This window comes from Reichenbachiella sp. MSK19-1, from assembly GCF_003590315.1.
Lineage (GTDB): Bacteria > Bacteroidota > Bacteroidia > Cytophagales > Cyclobacteriaceae > Reichenbachiella > Reichenbachiella agariperforans.
On sequence record NZ_MIER01000016.1, the window covers coordinates 618,888 to 631,925 of the forward strand.

The 13,038-nt window shown below is 40.4% G+C and carries 10 protein-coding genes; 4 read left to right on the forward strand and 6 right to left on the reverse strand.

Features of this window, described 5'->3' with window-relative positions:
• Nucleotides 1–104 precede the first annotated feature (104 nt).
• Nucleotides 105–3,260 (forward strand): CHAT domain-containing protein, encoded by a 3,156-nt coding sequence (locus BGP76_RS15255; protein ID WP_139280943.1) that lies wholly within the window; start codon nucleotides 105–107, stop codon nucleotides 3,258–3,260.
• Nucleotides 3,261–3,302: 42 nt separating this feature from the next.
• Here BGP76_RS15255 and BGP76_RS15260 read toward each other — a convergent pair whose 3' ends face one another.
• Nucleotides 3,303–3,809 carry an NUMOD4 domain-containing protein gene (locus BGP76_RS15260; protein ID WP_073121275.1) on the reverse strand — a complete coding sequence of 169 codons (507 nt, stop codon included), beginning with the start codon at nucleotides 3,807–3,809 and terminating at the stop codon, nucleotides 3,303–3,305.
• Nucleotides 3,810–3,962: 153 nt separating this feature from the next.
• Between BGP76_RS15260 and BGP76_RS15265 the strand changes: the two genes are divergently transcribed.
• A complete protein-coding gene (locus tag BGP76_RS15265; RefSeq protein WP_073121274.1) occupies nucleotides 3,963–4,277 on the forward strand; it encodes a DUF4286 family protein in 315 nt (104 codons plus the stop codon).
• Here the strand turns inward: BGP76_RS15265 and BGP76_RS15270 are convergent.
• Both BGP76_RS15270 and serS read right to left on the reverse strand, forming a co-directional pair.
• Nucleotides 4,274–4,732, reverse strand: a complete 459-nt coding sequence (locus BGP76_RS15270) for a GNAT family N-acetyltransferase (protein ID WP_119845321.1) — start codon at nucleotides 4,730–4,732, stop codon at nucleotides 4,274–4,276. The two genes, BGP76_RS15265 and BGP76_RS15270, sit on opposite strands and share 4 nt — an antisense overlap.
• Entirely contained in the window at nucleotides 4,732–6,006 is a 1,275-nt protein-coding gene (gene serS, locus BGP76_RS15275) for a serine--tRNA ligase (RefSeq protein ID WP_073121270.1), read from the reverse strand. The genes BGP76_RS15270 and serS overlap by 1 nt, the downstream gene beginning before the upstream one ends.
• A 271-nt stretch (nucleotides 6,007–6,277) precedes the next feature.
• Here serS and rho point away from each other — a divergent pair, with 271 nt between their 5' ends.
• Nucleotides 6,278–8,005, forward strand: coding sequence for a transcription termination factor Rho (rho, locus tag BGP76_RS15280; protein ID WP_073121267.1), 1,728 nt, complete (start codon nucleotides 6,278–6,280; stop codon nucleotides 8,003–8,005).
• A 228-nt stretch (nucleotides 8,006–8,233) separates the two neighbouring features.
• On the forward strand, nucleotides 8,234–8,971 hold the full coding sequence (locus tag BGP76_RS15285; RefSeq protein WP_073121265.1) for a hypothetical protein: 738 nt from the start codon (nucleotides 8,234–8,236) through the stop codon (nucleotides 8,969–8,971).
• Nucleotides 8,972–9,025: 54 nt separating this feature from the next.
• Here BGP76_RS15285 and recG read toward each other — a convergent pair whose 3' ends face one another.
• Genes recG through gldE form a run of 3 tightly spaced genes read right to left on the reverse strand, consistent with a single transcriptional unit; the run spans nucleotide 9,026 to nucleotide 13,024 of the window.
• A complete protein-coding gene (recG, locus tag BGP76_RS15290) occupies nucleotides 9,026–11,119 on the reverse strand; it encodes an ATP-dependent DNA helicase RecG (RefSeq protein ID WP_119845322.1) in 2,094 nt (697 codons plus the stop codon).
• 6 nt (nucleotides 11,120–11,125) lie between these two features.
• Nucleotides 11,126–11,704, reverse strand: a complete 579-nt coding sequence (gene gldD / locus BGP76_RS15295; RefSeq protein ID WP_119845323.1) for a gliding motility lipoprotein GldD — start codon at nucleotides 11,702–11,704, stop codon at nucleotides 11,126–11,128.
• Nucleotides 11,705–13,024 carry a gliding motility-associated protein GldE gene (gene gldE, locus BGP76_RS15300; protein ID WP_119845324.1) on the reverse strand — a complete coding sequence of 440 codons (1,320 nt, stop codon included), beginning with the start codon at nucleotides 13,022–13,024 and terminating at the stop codon, nucleotides 11,705–11,707. It lies immediately after the preceding gene.
• Nucleotides 13,025–13,038: the final 14 nt, after the last annotated feature.

Consider the following 13,038-nt stretch of genomic DNA (forward strand, 5'->3'; position numbering starts at 1 on the left):
ACTTTCAGATAACAGAATCAATTAAATACATTGCATCTGCAATATCAAAAAAAAACGAACAAAACAGACTTATAGAGGGGTCTTTTCAAAAGAAAATTTTAAAAGTGAAATTAAGAATTGTTTTCGTACAAGCTTGTTTATTACTCTGTATTTATAATTCTGCTTTCTCTCAAAAAGCGCTAGGAGATGAACATTTCCATAAGGGGGATACGTTTTTGTTATTCAATAAACACGATAGTTCCATTTATCATTTTGAAAAGGCGCGGGAACTATATGTGAAAGAAGGGTATTGGCGAGGTATTATTGCGTCTGATAATAAAATCGCAGAGAACCTTTGTGGGACTTTTGATCTCAAGCGTGCGATGAAGCTGGCACAAGAAGCATTTGATCAAGGAGATGTACACTTGGGAGAATGGGATATTGAGAAGGCTAATGCACTTAACAATATAGGTAACATTCATTACCTCACAGGTCAGCACGAGTTGGCTTTAACCGAATATGAGAAAGCATTAGAGATTGCCAATCACGAATTTCATGAGGACGTTTTGTTCTCGGCACCTTCTAGTTTAGGGATTGGAAACGTTTATTTTGGTAAGAATCAATACGAAGAAGCGTTTAAGCATTTTCAAAAAGCTCTTGAGACCAATATTCAAATTTTGGGAGAGGATCACCCCTATGTCGCTAACTCCTACCTGAGTCTTGGGAATCTTTATAGAAATAAAGGCTCCTACAACCTAGCTACAGAATACTACGAACAGGCACTTAGAATTAATAAAAAGGTGTTTGGAGAGAATCATCCAGATGTGGCTACTACCTATGTAGGGATGGCGGATATCTACAAAAATAGTGGGAGTTATGATCTAGCGATGCAGTACTACCGTCAGGCCTTATATATATACAAGCAGTTCCTACATGAGAAGAACCCTAAGTATGGAGCGATCTATTTGGGCTTTGCTGATGTCAGTAAGAATGAAGGAGATTATCTAGAGGCGGAGAAATATTATCAAGAAGCTCTGGATTTGTTCGAGTTAACTATCGGTTTAGAACACCAAAGTAGTGTGCGCAGTTATTTAGGGCTTGGCAACACTTATATGTATCAGGAGAAGTTCCCTGAGGCTCTGGTGTATTATAACAGGGTGCTTGATATCAATTTTAAACTGGTGGGAGCCAATCATGTGAATTCATCCGCTGCTAATAACAACCTTGGAAGTATTTATTATTTCTTTGGGGATTTTGATTTGGCTGTGCGTTATTTTACCAATGCCCTAGACATTGATATCGCTATTCATGGAAACGAACACCCCAATGTCGCGAATGCATATCACAACTTGGCACGAGTGTACGGAGAGAGGGGAGATATTCCGACGGCTTTGAAGTATATACAGTTCGCTATCAATTCTAGTATCATTGATTTTGATGATCAAAACGTTTTTATTAACCCTGTTTTGGTGAACTTCTTTGACAATAAGGATCTACTCTATTATCTGAGCTATAAAGGAGAATTGCTCGAAGAGGGCTTTAGAAGGAGTGAAAACGTCAAAGGATTGGATATTTCTCTAAATAGTTTCGTATTGAGTGATAGTCTCGTAGATCAGATTAGACAGTCTTACACAGATCGTAGAGATCAAGTTCAGTTGGGAGAGTTGGCTAGTTCTATATACGAGTCCTCTATCAATGCCTCTTACTCCTTGACACGGTTGCTCAATGAAGAGAATGTTAAGTACCTAGGCGCTAATGTGTCATTTAAGGAGAAGAAAAAGGAGTACGAAGATCGGTTTTTCTTTTTTACAGAAAAGGACAAGGGAGCCATATTATTTTCCTCACTGGCTGAGTCTAATGCCAAATCTTTTGGAGGTATCCCCGAGACGTTGCTTTATCAGGAGAGCGAGCTCAAAGATCTAATTAATAGTTATACCCAAGAGTTAGCTGCGAACCCAGACAGCAGTATGTTGGAATTTTACCAAAGAGAGCTATTTGCGGCAAATCGGGAATATGAGGATTTGATCTATCAGTTCGAAAATGATTATCCAAAATATTACGATCTGAAGTATGACATTCAGATCACTTCCTTGGCAGACGTACAGTCATTTTTGGATGACTCTACGATGATGGTCTCTTATTATATCGCCTCTGATAGTATCTATGTGTCTCAGATAGAAAAAGACGATTTTCGTATCAATAAAGTGTCTAAGGATAGTGATTATGAAAGGTCAGTAAAGGCCGTTAGAAAAGGGATTCTTTATAAAAGTGATCGTGTATATGGACACTATGCCCGTTCGTTATATGAGCAGCTGTTTCCTATGGAGATTCCTAGTCATATCAAGAATTTGATTATTGTACAAGATGGGATTATGTCTACGATTCCATTCGAAGCGCTACTCACTGCAGACGTAGATGTTAATAATATGGACTATGGATCCTTACCTTACTTGGTTAAGGACTATAATATTTCCTATACCTTCTCTGCAAACCTGCTTTATAAAACTTTCATGAACGAAAAAACCATTCGAGCCAAAGCAAGCAAGGATGGAATGGTAATCGCTCCTGTCAACTTTGACAATGCACTGGAGGCTTTGAGAGAGGCAAAGGCAAAATCTTATGAAGAATCAGATATGGCACTCAACTTGAGAAAGGGAATCGCCATGTCTGAAAATGAAATTCCTGCTTTGCCAGGTACTGAAGAAGAGTCTAAAACGCTAGAGCAGATGTTTGCAGACAATGGAAAGAAAGCAGACGGGTATCTGTACTACGACGCGAAGGAAGAAATAGCAAAGGCAGGAACCATGGATGAATATAATTACATTCATATTGCCTCACATGGATTTGTGAATCAGGAAGAGCCTGAGTTTTCAGGTATATTCATGACGCGAGATTCTGTAACCAAAGTGGAAGATGGTATTTTGTTTTCGGGAGAGGTGTATAACATCAACTTGAATGCGGAACTTGTGACATTGTCAGCCTGTGAGACAGGGCTTGGGAAAATAAAAAGTGGAGAAGGAATTATAGGTTTATCGAGAGCCCTGATTTATGCAGGAGCTAAGAATATCACGGTCTCTTTGTGGAAGGTGTCTGATGAATCAACAAAGCAATTGATGATTTCATACTACAACAATTTTCTAGATCAGGAAATCCCGCAAGATATACACCAGAGTCTCAGCTATGCCTATGCTCTCAAATCAGCTAAAATGAATATGATCCAGCAAGGGGGGCAGTTTGCCCATCCATATTATTGGTCTCCATTTGTGCTGATAGGGAAGTAAAAAAGAAGTTTAGGTTAGTTAAAGAGTAGCTCTCTCTTTTTATTATGCCGTTTTTCGAGTGTCTTCGGCAACTTTTAAATTAGCCTTAGGTTGGCTTTTGAATCCGTTTTTGTATCTTTTTTTTCTGGTTTTCCAGACTTCAAAATTGTTCTTGTTGCCTACTTCGAATTGGAAAGACATGTGCTCCGATGGAGATACCCACTCCAAGTTGGTGGAGTCGTTGTTTTTTGGATTGTTATCTAAGTGAACAATCATTGTGTATTCCTCTGGCAAGATATTGATGCAAAATGCTTTAGCGACTTCTTTATGGGGATACACTGTCTTGCGTTGGTTTTCGTCGTTGAGCAAGTCAAGGAAGTAACATTTGCAGCTTTTGTTCCACCGTTGTCTCATTATTTTCTCCTTGAGAAAGATGTCTTTTTTTGATCCGCCGTGCCACGTCTTTCTTGCTTTTCTTCTGATACTGCCTTGGTTAGACACCTCGTAGTTGGAGAAGCCCTCTATGGTTTTCCAAACCTCACTTATTCTTTCTATTCTCTGATATCCCATATTATTAATAATTCTGCATGATCCAGCACGTCAGTAAATTTAATCTTTGTACAATGACAATTTTGATTTCTTCGATGAATGCTGGGAATTAATCTATTACTTTGATGATTACGTGGACTAATGAATTTTTTGCTTAAATAAAATAGCCAAATTATGGTAGTTTATAATGTAACGATGAACGTGGATAGCGGGATTGAGAAAGATTGGTTTCAGTGGATGAAAGACATTCATATCAAAAATGTGATAGAGACAGGGTACTTTGTGGATTGTAAAGTCTTTCAACTGATAAGCGACGAACCGCAGGGAACCACTTATGCTTTTCAGTACTTTGCAGATGCATATGAGGATGTTCTAAAATATCAAGAAGAACATGGAGCTAGATTACAAATGGAAGTTGTTTCTCGATATGGGGATAAAGTGATGTCATTTAGAACAATGTTAGAGCAAGTGCATCAGCACATAGGTTAGAAATCGAGATTGCAGTTGACCCACTCTTCGTCAAATGAAGCTCCGTAGGTCTTATAAAAACCAAGAGCAGGCGTGTTCCAGTCCAGCGCCTGCCACATCATACCAGTACATTTTTGTTGTTTCGCAAATGCAATGGTTTCATTCATGAGCATTTTACCGAGCCCTTTCCCTCGTTCAGACTCGGTTACAATCAAATCTTCGAGGTACAGTCTTTTTCCCTTCCAGGTAGAATAGCGATAATAGTAGAGAGCTAGCCCAATGAGTCTTTGCTGTGACGCAGACCGTACTACAAAAAAACCAAAAACTGGGTTGTCACCAAAGCCATCCTTCTCCATCATGGAAATCGTATTGCATACCTCATGGAGTGCTTTTTCATAGACAGCGAGTTCCTTGATTAAATCTAGAACCTCTGGAAGGTCTGCGCGTACTCCAGGCCGTATAATGTAGTCACTCATTAGTCTATTCTGTCAAAGCCAGTGTAGTTCTTCAAAACAGCAGGTAATTCAATCCCGTTTGCCTTCTGACCGTTTTCTAAGATGGCAGCCATGATGCGCGGTAATGCCAAAGCACTGCCGTTGAGTGTGTGCAAAAGATGTTTCTTATTGTCTGCATCTTTATACCTCAACTTTAGACGATTGGCCTGATAGTTTTTGAAATTACTAACAGAACTTACTTCAAGCCATCTCTTTTGTCCTGCAGAGTACACCTCAAAATCGTAGGTGATAGAGGAAGTAAAACCAAGATCTCCTGCGCAGAGCTTGAGTATTCTATACGGTAGATCCAATTTTTTCAAAAGTCCCTCTACATGTTTTACCATCTGGTCTAAGGTATCAAAAGACTTGTCTGGGTGTTCGATTTGAACAATTTCTACTTTGTCAAATTGGTGGAGACGATTTAGACCTCTCACATGTGCTCCCCAAGAGCCTGCTTCTTTTCTGAAACAGGGAGTGAAACCTACATTCTTGATAGGAAGCTCTTTTTCATCCAAAATTACGTCTCTATATAAATTGGTTAGCGGTACCTCTGCGGTTGGAATTAGATACATGTCTGTGTCAGAGAGATGATACATCTGCCCTTCTTTGTCAGGTAGCTGTCCTGTACCTAGACCTGATGCTTCGTTGACAACTACAGGTGGTTGAATTTCTTGATACCCCGCCTTTTCGGCTTCATCCAAAAAGAAATTGACAAGGGCTCTCTGTAGACGTGCGCCTTTGCCTTTGTACACAGGAAAGCCTGCGCCAGTAATTTTGATGCCAAGATCAAAATCTATAATGTCGTATTCTTTGATCAGATCCCAATGTGGCTTTGCGTCTTCTCCAAGGTCAGGCAAAGTCTTTACACAAAATATCTCCTCATTATCATCTTCTGTTTTGCCAGCAGGGACATCTGGGTTAGGGATGTTTGGCGTTTGATAGAGTTCATTGAGCAACTCATTTTTAGTGTCTTCGAGCTGTTGTGTTAGGTCTTTAGATTGTGCTTTAATGTCTGCTGTTTTTTGTTTCACAGCTTCGGCTTCTTCCTTTTTCCCATCCTTCATCAACATACCGATAGATTTGGACAGCTTGTTAGATTCTGAAAGCAGTTCGTCAAGTTGTGCTTGAGTGCTTTTTCGTTTGTCGTCTAACGCTATGATGTTGTCTAGTAGTTCAGCGGCATTGTCAATCCCCCTTTTTACTAAGCCCGCTACGAATCTATCTTTGTGTTCAACTACTTCTGAAACCAATAACATAATCTACTGTATTCTAAATTTGAAGTGGCAAATTTAAGGCATCATCTCATTATGAGCTTAATAAAAACTAGTTTATGCCTAGATGAAATAATAATTTATATTTGTGAATACGCGGCAGTTAGCATATTATTGCGGCAGCATCAAACGTGGTCTGATCTATTCTGCTTCTCGAGCAGTCCCTTAGATAGACAGTCATTACCGTATTTTATCAAACAATACACATCACAAAATAGGCTTATTGAATTAAGCACAGATCTTTTTAATAATAGTTATGTATAACATCGAAGAATTGAATGACAGGTTATTGTCTGAGCTAAAAGAAATAGCTGAGAACCTGGGAATCAAAAACTATAAGAGAGCCGCGAAGAAGGACCTTATATACAAAATCCTTGATGAGCAAGCGGTCAACCCAGAACCTGCCACGCAAATCAAAGCCCAAGAGTCAAAGGCTAAAAAAGAGACCGAAGGAGCTGATAAGCCCGAAAAAGAAGAAAAGCAGGAGAGAGCTCCTCGACAAGAAAGAGAAAATAGACCAAGGCCTGAGAAGAAGGAGAGACCTGAAAACAAGCAGAAGTCTGAGGATAAACCAAAGAAAACGGAAGCTGATCAAAATGCTGATGATGTATTGAAGTCTTTCAATTTGGATGTGGATGGATCAGGAAAGGAAAAGAAAGCAGAGCCTGTAAAGCACGAGAAAGCGAAGGAGCCAAGACAACGAGACTCAAGAAACGAATCTAGGGAAAGAGCGCCTAAAGAAGAGACTGTTTCTTCTAAAGAGAAAAATGAGGATAAGCCTGTTGAAAAGCGTGAAAGAAATGATCGTGACAACAAAAGGCAGGAAAAAAACACCAAGAAAAACGAATACAACAACAACGTCAAAGAGTTTGACGGAGTGATCGAAAATGGTGGAGTTCTCGAAATGATGCAAGATGGATATGGTTTCTTGAGATCAGGAGATTACAACTATCTCGCGAGTCCAGATGATATCTATGTTTCCCCGTCGCAGATCAAGTTATTTGGTCTAAAGACTGGTGATTCAGTCATAGGTCAGATCAGACCTCCTAAAGACGGAGAAAAATATTTTGCGCTCCTCAAAGTGACAACCGTTAACGGTAAAACCACTGAGGAAATTAGAGACAGAGTGCCTTTCGAATACCTCACTCCATTGTTCCCAGAGGAGAAACTAAACTTGAGTTATAAGCCGAGTGATTACTCTACAAGAGTAATGGACATGTTCTCACCGATTGGTAAAGGGCAAAGAGGTATGATCGTTGCTCAGCCTAAAACAGGTAAGACGGTACTTTTGAAAAATGTAGCGAATGCTATCGCCGAGAACCACCCTGAGGTATATCTAATGATCCTATTGATCGATGAGCGACCTGAGGAAGTGACAGATATGGCGCGTAGCGTAAAGGCGGAGGTGATTGCGTCTACTTTTGATGAGCAAGCTGAAAAGCATGTGAAAGTAGCAAACATCGTGTTGGAAAAAGCCAAGCGTATGGTTGAGTGTGGTCACGATGTGGTCATTCTTTTGGACTCCATAACGAGACTGGCTAGAGCGCACAACACAGTGGTGCCTTCTAGTGGTAAGATTCTATCAGGTGGTGTGGATGCTAATGCACTTCACAAGCCAAAGAGATTTTTCGGTGCAGCACGTAATGTGGAAAACGGTGGTTCATTGACCATCTTAGCTACAGCACTGATAGAGACGGGTTCTAAAATGGACGAAGTGATCTTTGAAGAATTTAAAGGTACAGGTAACATGGAGCTCCAGTTGGATCGTAAATTATCCAACAAGCGAGTATACCCTGCTATCGATATACCAGCGTCAGGTACGAGAAGAGAAGACTTGTTGATCAACAAAGACGAGTTGGCTAAGATTTGGATCTTGAGAAAATTCATGGACGACATGAACTCAGCAGAAGCCATGGAATTCTTACTTGGCAAGATGAAAGGAACTCGAAACAATGAAGAGTTTCTGATCTCAATGAACGGATAATGTTTTAAAAAACCGACATCTATAGGTGTCGGTTTTTTATTTTGAACTATTTTTGGTTTTCATTTCAGCTAGCGCTTATACGATTCGAGTAAAGTTTTTTTGTGTAATTTTAACAATGCCCCGATAAGGGAATTACGCATTTTGTATATATTTGATTAATTTCCTTTTTGCAAAGGAATCTAGACAATAAACCTTAACACATAATACTACTAATTAAAGCTTAACGCTATGAATAAAATCGATCAAAGCCTACTAGACACTTGGAACATGTATGGTCACTACGTTTCATATGCGATTGCAGGTGTGGGCTTATTAATCCTCATTAGTCACTATCTTAAGCTTCTGATTACCAAGGAGTACAAGGTTAAATATGATTACATCAACATGTATGAAATCAATTTGCTTTGGTATAGTGCTTTGTTGATTATTATAGCAGGAGCAGTGTATGCTAACACACTGGTGACAGAGTCTGGAATATTGTGGTTCGTAGTTAGACTTTTCGTGAGCACTATGTTCGCTATTATTGCTGGCGTGATTGTTCAAAACATTCTTAAATTTTACTACCCTTTCTACATTGAGAAGCGATTGAAGCACCTTCGTTTTACACCAAGAATTTCACCTGACGGAAGAAAGATGAAATTATTAAGTGAGGAAGAAGAAGATGTCTACCTAGATGAAGGTATGCAGGCTGAAGAAGATGCTTTTTCTGTGGATTATGATGTATGGATAGATGAAGAGTCAGGGTTTACGAAGATTGAAAAATATAACGGTAGACTGCATGCGTTAAAATGTTCAGAGTGTAATTACCAAACACTCAAAGTGAATAAGGAAGAAATTGTCCAATCACCAACCACTACTGAGGAAGGCGAATTGGTTAAATTCTTTACTTGTGGATACTGTGGACATAAAGAGAAGAAATCGTTTAGCATCGCTAAATTAAGAGATACTGAGGAGGTAGCTTCTTAAGTTCTCTTCTAAGATATAATATAACCCTAGCGGATCGTTAGGGTTTTTTTGTGCCTAAGAAATATTACTCCATAGTAGGTGACGTTTACTCGTGTCGAGATATTGTTTTAGTAAGAGGTGATAGGGTTGGTTTAGGTCTGGATCTTGTTCTATGATTAGTTTTGCTTGGTCTCTGGCAAGCTTGAGGATGTGGGCGTCACTCGTGATATTGGCAATTTTTAGATCGAGTACTCCGCTTTGCTGCGTACCCATTAGGTCTCCTGGTCCTCTCAGTTCTAGATCTTTTTCGGCAATTTTGAACCCGTCGGTAGTATCAACCATACATTTGATTCTCTCCCTAGCTTCTTTGGAGACTTTGCTGCCGCTCATAAGTATGCAATAGGATTGGTCTCCTCCTCGGCCTACTCTGCCTCTGAGTTGGTGAAGCTGGGATAGTCCAAACCGTTCCACGTTTTCAATAACCATTACAGTGGCATTTGGGACATTGACACCTACTTCTATGACAGTGGTGGCGACCATGATTTTGGTTTTGTTATCCACAAAACGCTTCATTTCGAACTCTTTATCAGTGGCTTTCATTTTTCCATGAAGAATACTAATGGGTGTCTGAGGGAAAGCTCTAGAGATACTTTCATAGCCATCCATGAGGTCTTTATAGGCGAGTGTTTCTGACTCCTCAATAAGAGGATAGACGATGTAGACCTGCCTACCTTCATCTATTTGTTTTCTAATGAAGCCAAATAATTTTAGGCGGTTTGAATCAGTGAGATGCGTTGTTTTGATAGGCTTTCTTCCCTGAGGTAGCTGATCGATGGTCGAAATCTCTAAGTCTCCATATAGCGTCATCGCTAATGTTCTCGGGATAGGTGTTGCAGTCATGACGAGCACATGCGGGTAATAGTGGTCATTTTTTGACCAGAGCTTGGCTCGTTGAGCTACACCAAAGCGATGCTGTTCATCGATCACCGCTAGACCGAGGTTCTTGAATTCTACTTTGTCTTCTATCAGGGCATGAGTGCCCACGATGATGTCTAGGCGTCCTTCTCTAAGGGCTTCCAAGTTGGCAGTCTTGAGGCTTTTTTTTGTAGACCCTGTGACTAGTGCAGTATTGAGTCCTAGCTTTTCACTGAGCTCTGCCAGACCATGATAATGCTGTGTGGCTAAGATCTCAGTGGGAGCCATGATGCTGGTTTGATAGCCGTTGCTAATGGCGACTAACATGCAGATAAAAGCAGTAATGGTCTTGCCGCTGCCTACATCACCTTGGAGGAGTCGGTTCATTTGATAGCCTGATTGTAGATCGGCATAGATTTCTTTAATGACCCTTTTCTGTGCTTCTGTTAATTCGAAAGGTTTGTGTTTGGTATAGAACTCCGTGACTAGCTGGCTTTTGTTAAAGACTACTCCACGGTGTTTGTCTTGCCTTTCGACTCGTTCTTGAAAGATTTTTATCTGAATGAAGAATAGTTCGTTGAATTTGAGGCGAAACTGTGCCTGCTCTAGCTGTGTTTGGCTAGAGGGAAAGTGAATCCATGTCAGTGCAGATTTCAAACCAATGATATGGTTGGTTTGAAGAATTTCTGGGTCTATATTTTCAGTCACCCGAAAGGCTGGGTTGTTGATAACTTCTTTAACTAGTTTGCCTATCGCTTTGCTGTCAAGGTAGCGTTTTTTTAGTTTTTCTGTCGTGGAGTAAACGGGGACAAATTGAGTGCTTTTTTGCTCGTTGTTAGGTGTGATGACTTCTATTTCTGGATGACTGATAGAATACTTGCCATTGAAAACGGAAGGTTTACCATAGATGACATAGGATAAGCCTGTTTTTAGCTTTTTGAGCATCCAGCTCGCACCTTTGAACCACACAAGCTCTATGGTGCCTGTTTCGTCTCTGAATTGCGCTGTTAATCTTTGTTTTCGGGGTTCTCCTGCCAGGCCAAGGGAAGTGATGACTCCTTTGATTTGAACACCCTGTTCTGCATCTACTATGTCTTTGATTTGATGAAACTTAGATCTGTTCTCATAGCGAAAGGGAAAGTGATTGAGGAGTTGTTCGAAGGTGAATATGCCCAGTTCTTCTTGTAGGACCTTGGCTTTAGATGGGCCTACGCCTTTTAGAAATTCTATTTTGGTCTCGAGAAAAGAAGCCATCCGTATTTATTCGTCCCATTTCAGGGTGTTGAGGATATGAACCATATCGAGTTTGATATGATCTATGACAGGTCGCAGGGAGTCGTTGGCTGTCGAGGTTTTGAAGTAGAGTGCCCCACGTAGGAAGTTCTTGGTGGAATCAGTAACATGAAACTGAAACTGGCTAGGTACTTCGCCAGACAATTCCATCAGTGTGGCATTCATGCCACTAGGGAGTCGTAGTACACTCTCGTCGATCGAGTAAGCTTTTACACCGTGCTCGGAAGTAAGTTTGTAGGAGTCTTGCAATAGCTCTACTAAGGTTTCTCGAGAATTGTTGACGCGTTTATAGGTGATTTGGATGTCGGCATTGTATTGCTCATAATGGAGGTCTATCCAATATCGCTCGGAGATCCATGATTTGTCTAAGATGATAGTGGCAGCTTGAGGGTACTCAAATTGATAAGGGAAGGAATCGGGCAAGGGCACGTATTGCGAAGGGCTAAGCTCTATTCTGTTGTAGCCCTTGGGTTTCGGTACAAAGGTAGAGGTTTCGCATCCTGTGAGGAGTGATACGATGATAATACAGCCGACTAATATTCTCATTTATCTCTTGATTACAACTCTTATTTTTTTGATTCGCTTTTCGTTGACCGAGGTGATGACAAATGTATAGCGGTCGAAGATGATTTTTTCTCCAGCATAAGGTAGTGTTGCATTTATTTCCAGCAAGAGTCCGCCGAGTGACTCGCTTTCACCTTTCACCTCTTCGAATACGCGGTGGTCTACATTGGTGATTTTGCAAAAATCCATGATGGATGTTTTTCCTTCAAAGATGAATGTGTTTGCATCGATTTTTTTGAATTCAGCATCTGTTTCTTCATCAAATTCATCATTGATTTCCCCTACGATTTCTTCGATGACATCTTCCATAGTGATCAATCCTGATGTGCCACCATATTCATCTACGACGATAGCGATGTGTATGCGCCTCTCCTGAAAATCTTTGAAGAGTGTATCTATTTTTTTGGTCTCTGGAACGAAAAAACCGGGCCTGAGTAAATCTTGCCATTGATAGTTCTCATCCCCGTTGATATTAGGTAATAGGTCTTTGATATATAGGATGCCTTCTATATTATCGATCGTCTCTTTATAGATGGGAATTCTCGAATAGCCGGTTTTGTTGATTTGGTTCATGAGCTCATGAAAATCAGTTTGTATATCCAGTGCTGTGATATCCATTCGAGATTTCATGATTTGTTTTACGGAGAGTGTTCCGAAGTTTACGATCCCTTTTAGGATTCCTTTTTCTTCTTCTGTTGTCTCTTTATTGGTGGTGATTTCTAACGCTTCATTAAGTTCTTCTACAGAGACGTTGTAGCCCTTCCGCTCGATTCGTGTTTCTAGTACATGGCTGACTTTGATCAGTAGCCAAGATAGTGGGCTAAAGATGTCGTTGGAGATGGATAGTAGTTTGGAGGTTTTTTGTGCGAATGACCAGTTGTTTTGGTTGGCATATACTTTCGGGACAATCTCACCGATGAATACGATCAAAAAGGTGATCGTGATGGTCAGTATACCTAGTACCGTCTCGGGGGAAAAATAAGGTGCTGTCAGCCTCAGTGTTGCATAGGTGGTGATCATGACGATACTGATATTGATGAAGTTATTCAATATCAGTATGGTTGCCAATAGTTTGTTGGGGTTGGTGAGTAGATGGATAATTCGCTTGTTGTGAGGCGAATCATCTCCTTCACTGATTACCTGATCGAGTGAGAGTGAGAAGTATGCAACTTCCGACCCTGAGACTAGAGCCGATCCTACAAAAAGTAGAATGATCAAGGCGAGGTTAATCGCTAAAAAAGAAATCTCAGGGCCGGATATTAGTGCTGCTAATAGGTAGGTTCCCGGAAAAGGGTCGTCCATTTGTTATTTGTTAA

Bases quoted from the DNA above. Each gene is read 5' to 3' on its own strand.
- BGP76_RS15260 (WP_073121275.1), bottom strand. From the start codon at position 3,809: ATGGGATATCAGAGAATAGAAAGAATAAGTGAGGTTTGGAAAACCATA.
- BGP76_RS15265 (WP_073121274.1), top strand. From the start codon at position 3,963: ATGGTAGTTTATAATGTAACGATGAACGTGGATAGCGGGATTGAGAAA.
- BGP76_RS15270 (WP_119845321.1), bottom strand. From the start codon at position 4,732: ATGAGTGACTACATTATACGGCCTGGAGTACGCGCAGACCTTCCAGAG.
- serS (WP_073121270.1), bottom strand. From the start codon at position 6,006: ATGTTATTGGTTTCAGAAGTAGTTGAACACAAAGATAGATTCGTAGCG.
- rho (WP_073121267.1), top strand. From the start codon at position 6,278: ATGTATAACATCGAAGAATTGAATGACAGGTTATTGTCTGAGCTAAAA.
- BGP76_RS15285 (WP_073121265.1), top strand. From the start codon at position 8,234: ATGAATAAAATCGATCAAAGCCTACTAGACACTTGGAACATGTATGGT.
- recG (WP_119845322.1), bottom strand. From the start codon at position 11,119: ATGGCTTCTTTTCTCGAGACCAAAATAGAATTTCTAAAAGGCGTAGGC.
- gldD (WP_119845323.1), bottom strand. From the start codon at position 11,704: ATGAGAATATTAGTCGGCTGTATTATCATCGTATCACTCCTCACAGGA.
- gldE (WP_119845324.1), bottom strand. From the start codon at position 13,024: ATGGACGACCCTTTTCCGGGAACCTACCTATTAGCAGCACTAATATCC.